The organism is Agromyces aerolatus, assembly GCF_031432255.1.
Lineage (GTDB): Bacteria > Actinomycetota > Actinomycetes > Actinomycetales > Microbacteriaceae > Agromyces.
In genome coordinates this window covers 540,024-557,008 of record NZ_JAVKGQ010000001.1, presented here as the reverse complement: position 1 = coordinate 557,008, position 16,985 = coordinate 540,024, and the positions used below count along the sequence as shown (strand labels likewise).

The 16,985-nt window shown below is 70.3% G+C and carries 15 protein-coding genes; 13 read left to right on the top strand and 2 right to left on the bottom strand.

Features of this window, described 5'->3' with window-relative positions; all coding sequences use genetic code 11:
* Position 1: 1 nt before the first annotated feature.
* Genes RH864_RS02545 through RH864_RS02510 form a run of 8 tightly spaced genes read left to right on the top strand, consistent with a single transcriptional unit; the run spans position 2 to position 8,015 of the window.
* Positions 2-904 (top strand): NAD(P)-dependent oxidoreductase, encoded by a 903-nt coding sequence (locus tag RH864_RS02545; RefSeq protein WP_310515925.1) that lies wholly within the window; start codon positions 2-4, stop codon positions 902-904.
* On the top strand, positions 901-1,392 hold the full coding sequence (locus RH864_RS02540; protein ID WP_310515924.1) for a carboxymuconolactone decarboxylase family protein: 492 nt from the start codon (positions 901-903) through the stop codon (positions 1,390-1,392). The genes RH864_RS02545 and RH864_RS02540 overlap by 4 nt, the downstream gene beginning before the upstream one ends.
* The gene (locus RH864_RS02535; protein ID WP_310515923.1) at positions 1,389-2,360 is read left to right on the top strand and encodes an NAD(P)-dependent oxidoreductase; all 972 of its coding nucleotides are present in this window, start codon (positions 1,389-1,391) and stop codon (positions 2,358-2,360) included. Before RH864_RS02540 ends, RH864_RS02535 begins: the two co-directional genes overlap by 4 nt.
* A complete protein-coding gene (locus tag RH864_RS02530; RefSeq protein ID WP_310515922.1) occupies positions 2,357-3,112 on the top strand; it encodes a carboxymuconolactone decarboxylase family protein in 756 nt (251 codons plus the stop codon). Before RH864_RS02535 ends, RH864_RS02530 begins: the two co-directional genes overlap by 4 nt.
* On the top strand, positions 3,109-4,671 hold the full coding sequence (locus RH864_RS02525) for an FAD-binding oxidoreductase (RefSeq protein WP_310515921.1): 1,563 nt from the start codon (positions 3,109-3,111) through the stop codon (positions 4,669-4,671). The genes RH864_RS02530 and RH864_RS02525 overlap by 4 nt, the downstream gene beginning before the upstream one ends.
* Positions 4,672-4,688: 17 nt before the next feature.
* Entirely contained in the window at positions 4,689-6,071 is a 1,383-nt protein-coding gene (locus tag RH864_RS02520) for an FAD-binding oxidoreductase (RefSeq protein ID WP_310515920.1), read from the top strand.
* Positions 6,072-6,102: 31 nt separating this feature from the next.
* A complete protein-coding gene (locus RH864_RS02515) occupies positions 6,103-6,915 on the top strand; it encodes an SDR family oxidoreductase (RefSeq protein ID WP_310515919.1) in 813 nt (270 codons plus the stop codon).
* Positions 6,912-8,015: a zinc-binding dehydrogenase gene (locus RH864_RS02510; RefSeq protein ID WP_310515918.1), complete on the top strand. Its 1,104-nt coding sequence runs from the start codon at positions 6,912-6,914 to the stop codon at positions 8,013-8,015. The genes RH864_RS02515 and RH864_RS02510 overlap by 4 nt, the downstream gene beginning before the upstream one ends.
* A 105-nt stretch (positions 8,016-8,120) precedes the next feature.
* Here RH864_RS02510 and RH864_RS02505 read toward each other — a convergent pair whose 3' ends face one another.
* Together RH864_RS02505 and RH864_RS02500 are read right to left on the bottom strand one after the other, a co-directional pair.
* Positions 8,121-9,713, bottom strand: a complete 1,593-nt coding sequence (locus tag RH864_RS02505; RefSeq protein ID WP_310515917.1) for an FAD-binding oxidoreductase — start codon at positions 9,711-9,713, stop codon at positions 8,121-8,123.
* Positions 9,714-9,716: 3 nt separating this feature from the next.
* A complete protein-coding gene (locus RH864_RS02500; RefSeq protein ID WP_310515916.1) occupies positions 9,717-10,103 on the bottom strand; it encodes a cupin domain-containing protein in 387 nt (128 codons plus the stop codon).
* Positions 10,104-10,272: 169 nt separating this feature from the next.
* On the opposite strand from RH864_RS02500, the gene RH864_RS02495 reads away from it, so the two are divergent.
* The 5 genes from RH864_RS02495 to RH864_RS02475 all read left to right on the top strand — a co-directional run bounded on the left by RH864_RS02495 (position 10,273) and on the right by RH864_RS02475 (position 16,983).
* Positions 10,273-11,397 carry a flavin reductase gene (locus RH864_RS02495; protein ID WP_310515915.1) on the top strand — a complete coding sequence of 375 codons (1,125 nt, stop codon included), beginning with the start codon at positions 10,273-10,275 and terminating at the stop codon, positions 11,395-11,397.
* Between the two features lie 63 nt (positions 11,398-11,460).
* Positions 11,461-11,682, top strand: a complete 222-nt coding sequence (locus tag RH864_RS02490; protein WP_310515914.1) for a hypothetical protein — start codon at positions 11,461-11,463, stop codon at positions 11,680-11,682.
* A 22-nt stretch (positions 11,683-11,704) separates the two neighbouring features.
* Positions 11,705-13,741, top strand: a complete 2,037-nt coding sequence (locus tag RH864_RS02485; protein WP_310515913.1) for a hydantoinase/oxoprolinase family protein — start codon at positions 11,705-11,707, stop codon at positions 13,739-13,741.
* Complete coding sequence (locus tag RH864_RS02480) at positions 13,738-15,693, top strand: hydantoinase B/oxoprolinase family protein (RefSeq protein WP_310515912.1); 1,956 nt, start codon at positions 13,738-13,740, stop codon at positions 15,691-15,693. Before RH864_RS02485 ends, RH864_RS02480 begins: the two co-directional genes overlap by 4 nt.
* A 114-nt stretch (positions 15,694-15,807) precedes the next feature.
* The gene (locus RH864_RS02475; RefSeq protein ID WP_310515911.1) at positions 15,808-16,983 is read left to right on the top strand and encodes a hypothetical protein; all 1,176 of its coding nucleotides are present in this window, start codon (positions 15,808-15,810) and stop codon (positions 16,981-16,983) included.
* Positions 16,984-16,985: the final 2 nt, after the last annotated feature.

Below are 16,985 nucleotides of genomic sequence, written 5' to 3'. Positions count from 1 at the left end.
CATGAACGACCGCATCGGATTCATCGGCCTCGGCAACATGGGCGGGCGGATGACCCGGCGACTCGTCGACGGCGGCATGCCGGTGCTCGGCTTCGACATGAACCGTGCGGCGGTCGAGGTGGCGGGTGCCACGCCGGCCGAGAGCGCGGCCGAGCTCGTCGCCGCGAGCGACGTCGTGCTGCTTTCGCTGCCCGACAGCCGTGTCGTCGAACAGGTCGTGCTCGGCGACGCCGGGTTCTCGGCCGCGCTGCGTCCCGGCATGGTCGTCGTCGATCTCAGCACCGCCGCGCCCAGCTCGACCCAGTCGATCCATGCCCGCCTCGCCGAGTCGGGCGTCCAGTACCTGGACGCCGGAATCTCCGGAGGTGCCGCCGCCGCCGAGCGCGGTGCGCTGACCCTCATGGTCGGCGGTGACGCGGACGCGCTCGACCGGGTCCGGCCGGCGCTCGCGCACGTCGCCACGAACATCTTCCATATGGGGGCGAGCGGCTCGGGCCACAGCACCAAGCTGCTGAACAACTTCCTCAACGCGATCAGCCTCGCGGCCACGGCCGAGGTGATGGTCGCGGCCAAGAAGGCCGGCCTCGACCTCGAGACCGTGCTCGAGGTGCTGAACACGAGCTCGGGGGTGAACTTCGCGACGCAGAACCGGTTCCCGAAGATCATCCACGGCGACTACCTCAAGGGCGGCCTCACGAATGCGCTGATGATGAAGGACGTCGTGCTCTACGTCGACCACCTCCACGAGCTGGGCGTGAACTCGCTCAACGCCGCCGGCCCGATGGCGAGCTTCGGGCTCGCGAACGCCCTCGGCTACAAGGACGAGATCAGCAACACCGTCGTCGACGCGATCGGCGACATCTCCGGCCGGATCCGGCTGCACGAATCAGGCTCCGAGGCATGAGCGAGGCCCCCGCGGCCGCACGCGCCGAGCAGATCACCCCGTCACGACATGAACCACGAGCAGAAGGGCCGGCGACGATGCGAACGGACCAGGACACCACCAGGCAGCAGACCTACGAGGACGGGCTCCGCGTGCGACGCGAGGTGCTCGGCGCCGCGCACGTCGACCGCTCGCTCGGCCAGGTCACCGAGTTCTCACGACCCATCCAGGAGCTCGTGACCGAGTACTGCTGGGGCGCGGTGTGGAACCGCGACGGGCTCGACCGGCGCACCAGGAGCCTGCTCAACCTCGTCACCCTGACGGCGCTGAACCGGGGGCATGAGCTCGGCGTGCACGTGCGGGGCGCGATCCGCAACGGCGTGACGATCGAGGAGATCCAGGAGAGCCTGCTCCAGGCGGCCATCTACATCGGCGTGCCGGCGGCGCTCGAGTCGTTCCGGATCGCGGAGGCGAAGCTCGAGGAGATGAAAGCGGCGGGCGAGCTGTGAGCGCCGAAGCCCGGATCGCCGCAGGCGACCGTGCCCCGGTCGCCTTCATCGGCCTCGGCAACATGGGCTCGCCCATGGCCGACCGCCTGATCGCCGCGGGTCACCGGGTCACCGGGTTCGACGTGTCCGAGGCCGCACGGGCCCAACTCGAGGCATCCGGTGGCACCTCGGCGACCACCGCGATCGACGCGGCCCGCGCCGCGGACCTCGTGATCCTCATGCTGCCGAACTCGGACATCGTCGAAGCGGTGCTCACCGGCGACGGCGGGCTCCTCGAGGCCGTCGCGCCGGGGACGCTCATCGTCGACATGAGCTCGTCGGAGCCGTTGCGCACGCGGGCGCTCGCCGACGCGGTCGTCTCCGCGGGTGCCCGGCTCATCGACGCGCCGGTCTCGGGCGGCGTCAAGGGCGCCGTCAACGGCACGCTCACGATCATGGTCGGCGGCGCGGCGGACGACGCGGCACGTGCGAACCCGGTGCTGGAGGTGCTCGGCACGCCGACGCACGTCGGCCCGGTGGGCGCAGGGCACGCGCTGAAGTCGATCAACAACCTGATGTCGGCGTCGCACCTGTGGGTCACGAGCGAGGCGATGCTGACCGGCATGGCGTTCGGGCTCGACCCCGAGGTGATGCTCGCGGCGATCAACCGGTCGAGCGGCCGAAGCGGATCGACCGAGCACAAGTGGCCCAACTTCATCGTCGGGGAGACCTACGACTCGGGCTTCGCGCTCGCGCTGATGCTCAAGGACATGCGGATCGCGACCGGGCTCGCCGAGCGGCTCGGCATCCCGCACACCGTGAGCGACGTCGTCGTCGAGCACTGGGGTGCGGCGAGCGAGGAGCTCGGTGCCGGGGCCGACCACACGGAGGTGGCGCGCTGGCTCCGCCGGCGGCTGCCCGAGGCGGATCGGGAGCAGACGGCGGCCGCCCCCGGCGCGACCGACCAGGAACAGGAGCGTGCATCGTGACCAGTGAGACCCGGAGCGCCGAGATCCGGCGCGAGTACGAGGAGACCCACGGCGAGTGGACGGGCGAGCTGCAGGCCGTGCTCGACCTCGACCCGGAGTTCCTGGCCGCCTACTCGCGCCTCGAGGGTGTCCCCGCCAGGACGAGAGTGCTGCCCGAGAAGCTCCAGCACCTCATCCGCCTCGCGGTCGCCGCGAACGCGACGCACCTCTATATCAAGCCCGTGCGCGGACACATCCGCCGAGCCCTCGACGCGGGCGCCACGCCGGCGGAGGTCATGGAGGTCCTGGAGTGCTGCGCGACGCTCGGCATCCACGCCATGAACATCGGGGTGCCGATCCTCGCCGAGGTCCTCGAGGAGGCGGGTGTACGCACCGGCCCGGCCGAGCTCGACGAGTACCAGCAGCGCCTGAAGGCCGAGTTCACCGAGAAGCGCGGCTACTGGCACGAGTTCTGGAACGAGATCCTCGAGCTCGCCCCGGAGTTCTTCGACGCGTACACCGAGTTCTCGTCGGTGCCCTGGGTGAGCGGCACCCTCGACCCGAAGGTCAAGGAGTTCATCTACATCGCGTTCGACACCTCGGCGACGCACCTCTACACGAAGGGGCTCCGTCTCCACCTGGAGAATGCCGTGCGCTACGGGGCGACGGCCGCCGAGCTGATCGAGGTCATGGAGATCGCGGCGACGCTCGGCATGCACGGCGTGCTCGAGGCCGCGCCGATCCTCGCGGAGGAGATGAGGCGCGCACGATGAGCGCCCGCGACGAGCCCTTTGTGCTCGACCCGGCGGTCGAGCAGCGCTTCCGCGACGTCCTCGGCGACGACGCCGTGGTCGTCGACCGCGCCGGCCGTGATGCGTACCGCGATCCGTACTGGTTCCAGGGCGACCTCACCTACGACTCGTCCGCCGTGCTGTACCCGGGCTCGACCGAGCAGGTGCAAGCCGTCGTGCGTATCGCGAACGAGTTCGGGGTGCCGCTCTGGACGTCCTCGCAGGGCCGGAACAACGGCTACGGCGGGCCGTCGCCCCGCGTCGCGGGCTCGGTGCTCGTGAGCCTCAGGCGCATGAACCGGGTCCTCGAGATCGATCCGCGTCTCGCGTACGCGGTCGTGGAGCCGGGCGTGACCTGGATGGACCTCTACGAGGCGCTCCGCGAGGGCGGTCACGACGACCTCATGGTCTCGGTGCCGGACCTCGGCTGGGGCTCGGTGATCGGCAACACGCTCGACAGCGGGGTCACCTACCTCCCGCTGGGCACGGACTTCCAGGCGCCCACCGGCATGGAGGTCGTGCTCGCCGACGGCTCGCTGCTGCGCACGGGCATGGGCGCGATCCCCGACTCGAAGGCCTGGCACGTGTACAAGCGCGGCCTCGGGCCGGTGCTCGATCCGCTGTTCGTGCAGTCGAACTACGGGATCGTCACGCGGATGGGCTACTGGCTCATGCGCAAGCCCGCCGCATACGCCCCGCTGTTCCTCACGGTGCCGAAGGACACCCAGCTCGAGCAGGCGATCGACATCCTCCGCGAGCTGCGGCTCGACGGCGTGATCCGCGGCGTGCCGGTGATGCAGAACACGATCACCCTCGCGTCGCACTTCCCCGAGCTGCTCGGCAAGATGCAGGGCGCGAACGCCACGCTGAGCGAGGCGCAGCTGCAAGAGCTGGCGGATGTCTCGGGTGTCGGCCGCTGGGGCATGCGCACCGCCGTGTGGGGTGACGAGGCCGTCGTCGCGCACCACGTGGCCCGCATCACGGAGGCCTGGTCGGCGATCGAGGGCGCTCGGGTCGATCACGAACGCACCTTCCTGCGAGACGAATGGGACGAGATCGTCACGTTCGTCGACAAGGTGCAGGCCGGCATCCCGAACCTCGACATGCTCGAGTCGCTGCCGGATCACGTCGGCCACGTGGGCTTCTCGCCGGCGGTGCCCCTCGTGGGCGAGCAGGTGCGCGAGGTGGTCGACCTCCTGGAGGACATCGTCGTCAACCAGGCCGGAGTGAACTTCGTCGCCGGCATCTGCGTCGCGAGCGAGCGCAGCGCGCTCATCGTGAGCGGCCTGGCCTTCGACACGACCGACGAGCGGCAGACCAGGACGGCGTTCGAGACCGCGAAGGCCATGGTGCGCGAGGCCGGCAAGCTCGGCTACGGCGAGTACCGCGCCCACCTCGACTTCATGGAGCTCGCGGCCGAGCAGTACTCGTTCGGCGATCACGCGTACCGCCGCTTCTGCGAACGCATCAAGGACGCGGTCGACCCGAACGGCATCCTCTCGCCGGGCCGGCACGGCATCTGGCCCGCGAACCGCAGGTAACGACAAGGAGCACCCCCATGCCAGTCGCACATGACACCGCCGTCGCAGAGCTCAGGGACGCGCTGACCGGACCCGTCCACGCCCGGGACGACGACGGCTACCAGGCCGAGATCGACGGCTTCAACTCGCTCTCGCCCATGGCGCCCGACCTGGTCGTCGGCGCGGCCGACGAGCGCGACGTGCAGCTCGCGGTGCGGTTCGCGGCCGAACACGGCCTCGAGGTGACCGTGCAGGCGACGGGTCACGGCTCCTACCGGCCGGTGGATCGTGGCCTCCTCATCCGCACCCACCGCCTCGACCGGGTCGACGTCGATCCCGCGACGCGGACGTTCACCATCGGCGCGGGCGCTCGATGGATGGACATCCTGCCGCGGCTCGCGGAGCACGGCCTCGCCGCCGTGACCGGCTCGTCGCCGAGCGTGGGCGCTGTGGGGCTGACCCTCGGCGGCGGGGTCGGCCCGCTCAGCCGGACGCTGGGCTGGGCCGCCGATCGTGCGGTCGCCTATCGCGTCGTGGTGGCCGACGGCTCGGTCGTCGTCGCGTCGGCGGATGCGCACCCCGACCTGTTCTGGGCGCTCAAGGGCGGCAAGGTGGGGCTCGGCATCGTCACCGAGCTGACGCTCTCGGCCCTCGCGCTGCCCGAGGTGTACGGCGGTGGCCTGTTCTTCGCCGAGGAGCACATCGAGGCCGTGCACCGCGGCTGGCTGGACTGGACGGCGGAGCTGCCGGACGAGGTGAACACCTCGATCGCGATCCTCCGCCTCCCGCCCGTCGGCGTGCCCGAGCCGCTCGCCGGCCGCACGCTCGCCCACGTGCGCTTCGCCTACGTGGAGCCGGGCGCGACGGCCGCGGAGCTCACCGAGCGCGGCGAGTCGCACCTGGCTACGATCCGCGCGATCGCGCCCGTGCATCTCGACGGGGTCGGGATCCTGCCGACCGCCGAGGTCGGCACGATCCACGCCGAGCCATTCGGGCCGCTGCCCATCTGGGAGCGCGGCGAGTTCCTCGACCAGGTCGACCAGGACTACGTCTCCGCGTTGCTCGAGCATGCGGGCGCCGGGGTGGACGCCCCGTTCGCGACGGTCGAGACCCGGCTGCTCGGTGCGGCCGCGGGCCGCGAGCCCGAGCAGCCGAGCGCGATCGGCGGCCGGCACGCCGCCTACTCGCTGCTCGCCATCGCCGCGGTGATCCCCGGGCTCAACGACGAGGCGCTGCCCGTGGCGGGCCCGGCGCTGTTCGACCGGGTCGCGGGCTACGCCCACGCCGAGGTCAACTACAACTGGGCGGGACATCCGACCGCCGAGGTCTTCGCGCGACTGTGGCCCGCGGAGACGGCCAGCAGGCTCGCCGAGGTGCGGGCGACCTACGACCCCGACCGGCTGTTCGCCTTCGGGAATTGAGTGGATCGATCGGCGTGAGGGGGAGGACAGCATGACCAGCATCGCGGGACGGGTCGCCGTCGTCACCGGCGGCGCCTCGGGCATCGGGCGCGGCATCGCCGAGCAGCTCATCGCCGAGGGCGCCGAGGTGGTCATCGCCGACGTCCAGGAGGACGCGCTCGCCGCGGCCGCGGCGGAGATCGGCGCGGTCCCGATGCAGGTCGACGTGACGGATGCCTCGAGTGTGGAGGCCCTCGCGGCCGCCGTGGTCGATCGCTTCGGATCCGTCGGCATCGTCGTGAACAACGCCGGCATCGGTCCGCTCGCGCGGCTCGCCGACATGACCACGGCCGACTGGCGCTGGCTCATCGACGTGAACCTCTGGGGCGTCATCCACGGGGTGCAGGCGTTCCTGCCGATCCTCACCGCGAATCACGACGGCGGCCACATCGTCAACACCGGGTCGATGGCCTCCTTCGCGCCCATGTCGGGCGCGGGTGCGTATGCGGTCACCAAGTTCGGGGTCGCCGCGCTCACCGAGGCGCTCGCGATCGAGCTCGCGGAGGACGGCAGCGACGTCCACGTGACCCTGCTCGCGCCCGGCACGGTTCGGACGAACATCAAGCACAGCCTGCGCAATCGGCCCGACTCGGCGGCGGGTGCCCTTCAGGACGTCGACATCTCGGAGGGCCCGGGTGCGGACCTCCGCTGGATCGATCCGATCGACGCCGGCCGCATCGTCACCCGGGCGATCCGCAACGACGATCTCTACGCCATCACCCATCCGGACTGGTGGCACCTCGTGGAAGGACGGCAGCAGCTCGTGAAGCACGCATTCGAGCAGTACCCGGTGGAGTCGGCATGAGCGTCCGGGGCAGGGCCGGCGTGCTGCGCACGCTCAGGGAGCCGTTCTCGATCGAGGAGGTCGAGATGCTCCCGCTCGACCCCGGGCGGGTGCTGGTGAAGACGCACGCGAGCCCGTTCTGCTCGACCGACGTCAAGAACTGGAAAGGCCTGCTCTACAAGATCCCGCCGACGATCCTCGGGCACGCCTCGATCGGCGAGGTCGTCGAGGTGGGCTCGGACGTGCACGGCGTCAGTGTCGGCCAGCGCGTCGTCGTGCCGGGCACGCCCGAGTGCGGCCACTGCTACTACTGCTCGATCGGCGAGCCGTGGCAGTGCAGCGAGCTCTTCGACCTCGGCGGCGTCTATCCCGACATCGCGCGGGGCGACGACGGTGCGCCGATCTCGTGCGCGGGCTGCGTCGGCGGGTACGCCGACTACATGTCGATCTCGGGCAACCAGGTCTTCCCGGTGGAGTCTGATCTGCCCTCGGACGTGCTCTCGATGCTCGGGTGCGGGGTCACCACCGGGGTCGGGTCCGTCTTCAACGTGGCGAAGGTCCAGCCGGGTGAGTCGGTCGCGATCGTGGGCGCCGGGCACCTCGGGCTCTGGATGCTCCAGGCCGCGCGGCTCGCGGGCGCCGGATCCGTGACCGTCGTCGAGCCGCATGCCGGCCGGCGTGAGCTGGCCGGCGAGCTCGGCGCCGATCATCTGGTCGACCCGAGCGCCGAGGACGCGGTCGCTGCCGTGCGCGGGGCCACGGGCGGACGAGGTGCGGATGTCACGCTCGAGGCCGCCGGCCCGACCGAGTCGCAGCGGCTCGCCCTGCTCGCGACGCGCCGGGGCGGCCGCGTGGTCTACACCGGGTTCGAGATCGGCGGCGCGGAGCTCACGCTGCCGCAGGTCGAGACCGGACTGCAGAGCCGGCAGATCCTGAGTTCGCAGAACGGTCAGGTCCACATGCGGAGCGATCTGCAGCGCTATACCGGCCTGCTCGAGCGCGGCCTGCTCGACCCCGCGCCGATCCTCACACGCACCTACCCCCTCGACGAGCTCGACCTCGCGCGCGACCGCTCGGGCTCCCTCGACGACGTCTGCGGCGTCATCGTCTTCGACCATTGAGCGCGGCATCCGGAGCCGGCTGGACTGACCGGGTAGCGAGCGCCGGCGAGCCCTTCCCGCCGGTCGCGTAGCGAGCGACCGACGGGTGGTGATCGACGGCCGGGCCTATGCGTCGCGGTAGCGGGCGGGCCAGACGCCGTGGCGGCCGGGGGAGAGGATGCCCTTCGGGTCGACGGCGTCCTTGATGGCCTCGGTGAAGCGTCGGTACGCGTGGTCCCCGAACGAGTACTGGTCGGCGGCGAGGTCCATGACGTCGAGGTGCGCGCGGTACTCGCCGTAGCCCTGTTCACCGAGCTCGATGACGAGCTCCCGCACGGTGTCGAACGTCGCCCGCACGTGGTCGGGATCGCGGCGGTCGAAGCTCATGGCGCTCACGATCATGGCGCTGCGGTCGTTCGTCGGGAACACCGCGCAGACAAAGTTGACGCCCGTGCGTTCGATGACGCGCGCCTTGATCTGGTCGACGACCTTCACGACCTCCCGGCCCGTGAGCGGCACGATCGGCGAGAAGCCGACGTGCCCCACCCAGTCGGGCATCTGCTCCATCATGTCGAAGCTCGGCACGCCGGCGGAGATCCGCTGCATGAAGGTCGAGATCTCGCCCCAGTTCTCCCGGGTGAAGGTGCCCAGGTGGTCGACGCGGCCTCCGTCGATGGCCGACCACGCCTCGCGGATCCTCGCGAGGTGGTGCTCGACCACGGGCGGGTCGCCCCAGAGCGCGGTGCGCACGCCCCAGCGGCCGATGCCCGTCTCGTCGGCGAGCCGGTCGAGCCGCTCCTCGCTCCAGGTGGGATCTGCGCCCGGGAACTTGCCCATGTGCTCGGGGAACTGCGTGCCCATGGTGATGAGGTTCTGGATGTTCGGCACGCCGCGGATCACGCCGTCGAGGCGGAGCTCGCGCACGAGGTCGATGGCCTGCCCCAGCTGGTGATCACGTGGGATCGACAGATAGAGCGGTGCGTAGGCGCGCGGGCGGCGCATGAGCCAGACCCCCATGCGCGTGACGATGCCGTAGTTGGACTGCATGAAGAGCGGGTCCAGCACCGGGCCCAGGCCGCGCTTGTAGAGATGCCAGGAGCGGTTCTCGGGGATCGCGCCCATGCCCGTGCGCAGGAGCGAGCCGTCGGCGAGCACGACCTCGAGCCCGCAGGGCGCCGCCCAGTCCGACCCGAGGGGGAGGTAGGTCATCCCGTTGTCGAGCGAGTTGCCGACGACCGAACCCCAGCCGATGTCGGGCACCGAGACCATGAGCTCGTCGCCGAGCTCGTGGAGCGCGTCGTAGAGATCGAACCAGCGCACCCCCGGCTCGACGACCGCGTACGCCAGCTCGGTGTCGATCTCGAGGATCCTGTTCATCCGCCTGAGGCTGATGAGCAGCGACCCGGCCACGCGCGCCGAGGGGCCGCCGTATCCGTTGTTGCGCCCCTGAGACGAGGTCCAGACCGGGATCTCGTACCGGCTCGCGACGCGTACGACCGCCTGGACCTGCTCGACCGAATCGGGGAAGACGACGGCGGAGGAGTCGTACGTCCGGTCGTCCTCGTGCCAGTACGGGTCGCGGTAGGTGTCGCGTTCGGCCTCGGTGAGCAGGAGGTGCTCGCGACCCACGATCGCGATGAGCTCGTCACGTGCCTCGTCGGGCAGTGTGATCGGCTCGGGCTGCGGGAAGCGGCGTCCGGTCTGCACCCGTTCGGTCACCGCTCAGCCCTGCGCCTTCGCGTACTCCTCGTCGCTGACCTCCTCGAGCCAGACGGTGTCGCCCAGCGTGATGGCGGTGTGGCCCATGAGCGAGTCGGGGGTGCCGCCGTGCCAGTGGCGCTCGCCCGGTTCGATCCAGACGGTGTCGCCCTGCTCGATCACGCGCGGCTCACCGTCCCGGCCGCAGACGAATCCGCGCCCGCGGAAGACCTGCAGGATCTGGCCGTGCTCGTGATGGTGCCAGTAGGTGCGCGCGCACGGCGTGAAGATGACATTGTTGATCTTCACGTCGGACTGGTCGGTGATCACCCCATCCATCCACACCTCTCCGGTGAAGGTGTTCGCCGCGGTGCTGGAGGGGGCGCCTGATCGGCCCGAGATGATGCGCATGGTCTGCCTCTCTGAACGTCGTCGTCCTTGGATTGTCCGACAGTACTATAAACCTCTCACGTGCGGAACGCCGACCGACAATTTAGTTGTAACAGGTGTAACTACCTGCTAGCGTGGCTGCACGCGCGGGCCGGGACGCCCGCAACGAGCAACGCAGAGGGGCGCAACGATGACATCTGCCGAATTCACGGCCGAACGTCCGTCGAAGTGGGAGTTCCGCGACGTCATGGGGCGCTTCGCGAGCGGCGTGACCGTGATCACCACGCGCGACGATGAGACCGACTACGGTGCGGCGGCGAGCGCGGTCAGCTCCCTCTCGGACGAGCCGCCCATGCTGCTGATCTGCCTGAACGTGAGCTCGAGCACCGCGCAGGCGATCATGCGCTCGGGCACGTTCGCCGTGAACGTGCTCTCCGAGGACTCGGCGCCGGTCGCTCAGCGCTTCGCGAGCAAGGCGCCCGACAAGTTCCAGTCCGTCGCGTTGGAGCGCGGGCACCGGGACATCCCCCTCATCTCGGGCTCGATCGCGCAGTTCGAGTGCGTCGTCGAGGAGACCGTGCGCGGCGGGACGCACCTCGTCTTCCTCGCACAGGTGGTGCGCGTCACCTCCCACCCCGGCAACCCGCTCGCTTACTTCCGCGGTTCCTTCGGCCGCATGCAGACCGCGCCCGACGCCGCCGCGTTGCACGCGGTCCGCGACTATGTCGTGAGCAGCGTCACCGACATCTCGGTCCCGCTCGATGCCGAGCGCATCTCGGCGCAGCTCGACCTCGAGGTCGGGCGCACCTACCAGGCCCTCGTCGCCCTGGTCGACGAGGGCCTCGTGCGCCGGACCGGTGCGGTCTTCGAGGTCGAGCCCGTGCCCGACGAGGTGATCTTCGACTACTACGCCGCCAAGCTCGCGGTCGAGGTGGGCGCCGCCGCCCAGACGGTCGGCCGGGTCGGCCAGGCCGAGCTCGCGGAGCTCCGCCGGCTCATGGAGGCCACCCTCGAGTTCGTCCACGGCGATGAGTTCGGGGACGCCGAGGGATGGATCCGGTCGAACGCCGAGTTCCACGAATACCTCGTGGGGCTCGCGGGGAGCGTCATCCTGAACGAGACGTACAAGGGGCTGCGACTGCCCGCGCTCGAGCTGCGGACCATCCGCGAGTCCACGCGTGCGACGACGAAACTCCTCGAGGATCACTCCGCCATCGTCGAGGGGTACGAGGCGGGTGACCTCACCGCGGTGCTCGAGACGCTCGTCGCGCACGCTCGCCGACCGCAAGAGACCCGCGCCGCGGCGCTCGCCTGAGCTCACCGCGCAGCACCGAGCGGATCTTCCACCCAGAGCACCCCGACTCAAAGGAGAGCGACTGTGCACACCTTCCCCCGTCCGAGCGAGGAACGGCTGTTCGTGGAACGAGCGCCGGTGCCCGCGAGCTGTCCCGAGTGCGGTTCCGACGACGTCCGGAGTTACCGCGCGCTGAGCGAGGGCGGGTGGTGGACGGTCGTGAAGTGCCAGGACTGCCTGCACTCGCTCGAGCGCACGCCCGCGCCCGCGCTCGGCTCGTTCATCCCGCTCGGGTCCACGGTCTGAGCCGGAAGGGCAGGAGCGCACGATGATCGGAGTCGATGTCGGCGGCACGTTCACCGATGTGGTGGCGATCCGCGACGGACGTGTCGAGGTCACGAAGGTGCCGAGCAGCCGGACCGACCCGGCGGGGTCGGTGGTCGAGGGCGCCAGGCGCCTGGGCGTGGACGACAGCGCGGTGTTCAACCACGCGAGCACGATGGGCCTGAACGCGGTGCTCGAGCGCCGCCTGCCGAAGGTCGCCTTCCTCACGACCGACGGGTTCAGGGACGTGCTCGATCGCGGGTCTGTGCACCGTCCGCTCGATGCGCAGACCGACCCGGCGTGGCGGCGCACGTTCGGGGACGCGGCGCGTCCGCTCGTCCCGCGCTACCTCAGGCGAGGCATCCGCGAGCGTCTGACCGCCGACGGCTCGGAGCTCATCGCACTCGACGAGGCGCAGACGCGCCGCGAGCTCGAGGTGCTGCGGCGGTGCGAGGTCGAGGGCGTCGCGATCTGCCTGCTCAACGCCTACGTGAACCCGGCCCATGAGCTGCGGCTTCGCGAGCTCGTGCACGAGGTGCTCGGCGCCGGCGTCGCGGTGTCGATCTCGTCGGCGACCTCGCCGCTCGCGAAAGAGTACGAGCGGGCGTCGACCACCGTCATCGACGTGGTCATGAAGCTGCTCTTCGACGGGTACGCCCGAGAGCTCGACGCCGAGCTCTCGGGGCTCGGCTTCGGCGGACAGCTGAACTTCGCCGACTGCGCCGCGAACCTGCTGCCCTGGCAGGAGGCGCTCGAGCGCCCCTTCCGCATCCTCTTCGCCGGCCCGGCCGCGGGGACCGTCTCGAGCGGACACCTCGGCGCCGCCATCGGCCGCGCCAACCTGCTCTGCGCGGATGTCGGCGGCACGTCGACGGATGTCTCGATCATCGTCGACGGCCGGCCGTTCGTGCAGAACACGTTCGAGATCGAGCACGACCTCATCATCAACGCCCTCTCGACCGAGGTCTCCAGTGTGGGCGCGGGCGGCGGGAGCCTCGTCTCGGTGTCGTCCGCCGGCGGCATCGTCGTCGGACCGGGCAGCGCGGGCGCCGAGCCCGGGCCCGCCTGCTACGGCCGTGGCGGCACCCGCCCGACCGTGACGGACGCCGCCCTGCTGATCGGGATCCTCGATCCGGAGGGCTTCGCCGGCGGGGAGCTCTCGCTCGACCGTGACGCGTCCGAGCGCGCCTTCGCGGCCTTGGACACCCCGGTGCCGCACGGCGAGCGCATCCGGACCGCCTACCGGCTCGCGGTCGCCCACATGGCCGAGGAGATCCTGAACGTCGCGGTGCGGCACGGCGTCGACATCCGCGACTTCACGCTCATGGCGTACGGCGCGGCCGGCGGGATGCTCCTGCCGGCCGCGCTCGACCTCCTCCCGCTCCGAGAGGTCGTCATCCCGCCGCACCCCGGGCTCTTCTCGGCGCTCGGCCTGCTCTCGACCGACCAGGTCTACTCGGAGTCGGAGAGCGCGTACGTCGTGTTCGGTGCGGACACGGCCGAGCACGTCGAGGCGGTCTACGCGGGCATGGAGGCGCAGCTGCGCGCGCGCCTCGGGCCGGCCGCCGCCGACCTCCCGGTTCGCCGCAGCTTCGACGGACGCCTCGTCGGCCAGAGCTGGGAGACGCCGTTCGTGCCGATCCCCGACGGGCCGATCGGACCGCACACGATCGATCAGGTCGTCGCCGGCTTCCACGACGCGTACGAGCAGCGCAACGGGAACCGGTTCGACGCCTTCCCCGTCGAAGGCGTCACCTACCGGGTCGAGCTCGTGATCCCGGCCGAGAAGGTCGAGTACGTCCCGGCGGACCCGGTCGAGCCGTACCCGGCCGCCCCCGAGGGCACCACGACGCTCCGCCACCTCTCCGACGAGCCGGTGCAGGCCGAGTGGTTCACGCGCGCGAACCTCGGGGTCGGCGCCACCGTGACCGGCCCGGCCGTCATCCGCGAGGAGCTGAGCACGACGTTCGTGCCGGACGGGCACGCGGCCACCGTCGGCCGCTGCGGCGAGATCATCATCACCGCCGGGAGGACGGCATGACCATCACCACCCAGCAGGAGCGGGCCGAGCGCCGGCTCATCCGGGACCTCGACGACCGCGCGTTCCGGTCGCACTACGACTGCGACCGGTACACGGCGACCGTGCTCGGCAACCGCTTCGACTACCTCGTCGAGCACATGAGCGCGCGCCTGCTCACCGGCGCGTTCTCACCCGTGCTCAGAGACTTCTACGACCTCGCCTGCACGATCGCCGGTCCGCCCGAGCTCGGCTACCCCGTGCCCGCGGCCAGCAACGGCATCGTGCTGATGGCCGGCACGACGATCGACGCCGTGCCCAACATGGTGTCCGAGTACGGGGTCGACCGGCTGCGCCCGGGGGACGTGCTCATCGCGAACGATCCGTACCGCACCGGCAACCACAACAACGACCTCGTGTTCACGCGGCCCGTGTTCGTCGGGGACGCGATCGTTGCGTTCGTGACGCTGAACGCGCACCAGCTCGACATGGGCGGCACCGTGCCCGGCGGGTTCAGCGCCACGAAGCAGAACGTGTTCGAGAACGGGCTCGTGCTCTCGCCACGTCTGCTCGTGCGCCAGGGCGAGAACGTCCCGGAGACCTGGAGCGTCATCTTCGACAATGTGCGCATGGCGGAGGTGCTGTATCCCGACATGCTGACGGTGTGCTCGAGCCTCGAGCTCGGCGAACGGCTCGTGCACGAGTCGATCGACCGGTACGGGCTCGCCGCGTTCCACGGCGCCATGCGGTACGCCACGGATGCCGCCGCCGAGCGCATGGCGCTCGGCATGGCCGAGTTGCCGGATGGCGACTGGGAGGCCGAGCACGGCGTGGACTGCGACGGCGTGGATGACACCGAGTCCTACCCGGTGCATGTGGCGATCCGAAAGCGCGGCGACCGGATCGAGGTGGACTTCTCGGGCACGCACCGGCAGGCGCGGACCTCGATCAACGCGACGGTCTGGGAGGTGAAGACGGCGATCGGCGTCGCGCTGAAGTACAACTTCGACCCGCGGGGCCGGTTCAACTCCGGGCTCTTCCGGAACATCGACATCGTCGTGCCCGAGGGAACGGTGGTGTCGGCACTCCCGCCCGACGGCGCGGTGTTCCTCTATTTCGAGCAGAGCCAGGTCATCCTCGCGACGGCGTTGATGGCGCTCGAGCGGGCGCTCGGCGATCGGGCGATCGCGGGGGACCGGGCGGGCACCAACCTGCACACCGCGTTCGGCTCGTGGCCCGACGGGCGACCGTGGGTCTCGGCGATGCAGTGCGGCGGTGAGATCGGCCCGTACGGCGCGAACCGGCATGGCGACGCGGACACCCAGTGCATGTCGTACCTCGCGAACGGCGTCGCCCCGTCGGTCGAGGCCGTGGAGAAGGAGAGCCCGGTGGTGATGCTGCGGCACGAGCCCGTGCCGGACACGGCGGGGCCCGGCGTCCACCGCGGCGGCAACGCCATGCTGCGCGACACGCTCTGGCTCACGGATGCGATGCACTCGATCATCGAGCTGCGCCATCGATCCGTGACGGGGTTCGGTGTGCACGGCGGCGGGTCGGGCGTCAATGGCGGGGTGTGGATCTTCCCGCCCGACGAGACGGGTGAGCCGGCGATCCCGGCGACCGACCGCGCCTCCTTCGCGGCCGGCACCGCGTGGGCCGGTGTCATCGACCCGGACAGCAATGCACCCTCGGCCGACGGCGAGTACCGCTACCCGTTCGCCAACGCGAACACGAGCTCGTCGCAGTCGGTGCTGCGCTACATCACCAATGGCGCGGGCGGATGGGGGGACCCGCTCGAACGCGATCCGGACCTCGTCCGCCGGGATGTGCGCGATGAGTACGTGACCATCGAGGGTGCAGCACGACTGTACGGCGTGGTGGTGTCCGGTGATCCGCATTACGACCCCGAGGGGGTCCGGGTCGACGAGCGAGCCACGCAGGAGTTGCGCGCGCGCCTGCGGTCGGAGGGCGTCTGAACCACCGCTCTCACTTAACGCTGTTGAGTGTGGCTGAACAATGTGTATGATGATCGCATTGTCCGACAAGAGTGTCTGACGATACGACAACGAAGTCAGGAAGCGAGCACGCACATGCAACGGAGCACCAGAGGCGCGTTGGGCGCTCTCGCCGTCGTCGCGGCGATGTCGCTCGTCGTCACGGGCTGCAGTTCGAACCCGGCCGGCGGCGAAGGCGGCGAGGCGGCAGACATCTACCCCGACGCCGAGGGAAACTGCAACGTCGAACCGCTCGACGGCGTCGACTACGACGCGGCGGCCGAGATCATCGAGACGTATCAGACCAAGCCCGACCGGCTCGTCGTCACCGAGCCGCTCCCCGAGCCCATCGACCCCAGCACCACCGTGGCCTTCCTCAACAACGGCACCGCGGTGGCCGGGCTCATGTGGTCGTTCATCGAGCCCGCCGCGCAGGCGGCCGGGGTGCAGATCACGAACGTCGACACCGGCACCGACGCGCAGAGCATCAACTCGGCCCTCAACACCGTGGTCGAGACCCGCCCGGACATCGTGCTCGGCGTGGGCCTCGACCCGTCGTTCTACATCGACCAGCTGGGTTCGCTCCAGGACGAGGGCACCACGATCGTCTCGGCGTCGATCACCAACGCCGAGGACTACGACCTCCTCGACTCGTTCGGCGGGCTCGGCGCCTCGACGGAGAACGGCCGCGTCCTCGCGGCCGCGGCGGTCGCCTTCACCTGCGGCGCGGCGACGGACTTCGTGTTCTATCACGTCCCCGAGTTCCCGTTCTCGCACGTGCAGCTCGCGAGCACCAAGGAGTTCCTGCCGGAGATCTGCGACGACTGCACCCTGCGCGTCGTCGAGCTCCCGGTCGCGAGCCTCGACACGACCGCCGGCGACGCCGTGATCAGCGACCTGCAGGCGCACCCCGAGACCAAGTACTTCGTCACGCCCGCCGATCAGATCCAGATCGGCATGCAGGCCAAGCAGGAGCTCGCCGGCATCTCGGTGCCCGGGCTCGGCCAGTCGTCGCTGCCGCCGAACATCGAGCAGATCGCGAACGGGCTGCAGTCCGGCGGGTTCGCGGTCGACTTCGACCTCTTCATGTGGCTGCTCATCGACGAGGGACTGCGCCGGCACATGGGCGCCGAGGTGAACTACGGCGACTGGGCGGAGATCAACCCGCTCCTCTCGCAGGTGCTCAGCAGCGCGAACGCCGACGACTACCTCGAGGGCTTCGTCGCGTACCCCGACTTCAAGGACGACTTCCTGGAACTGTGGGGAAAGTGACG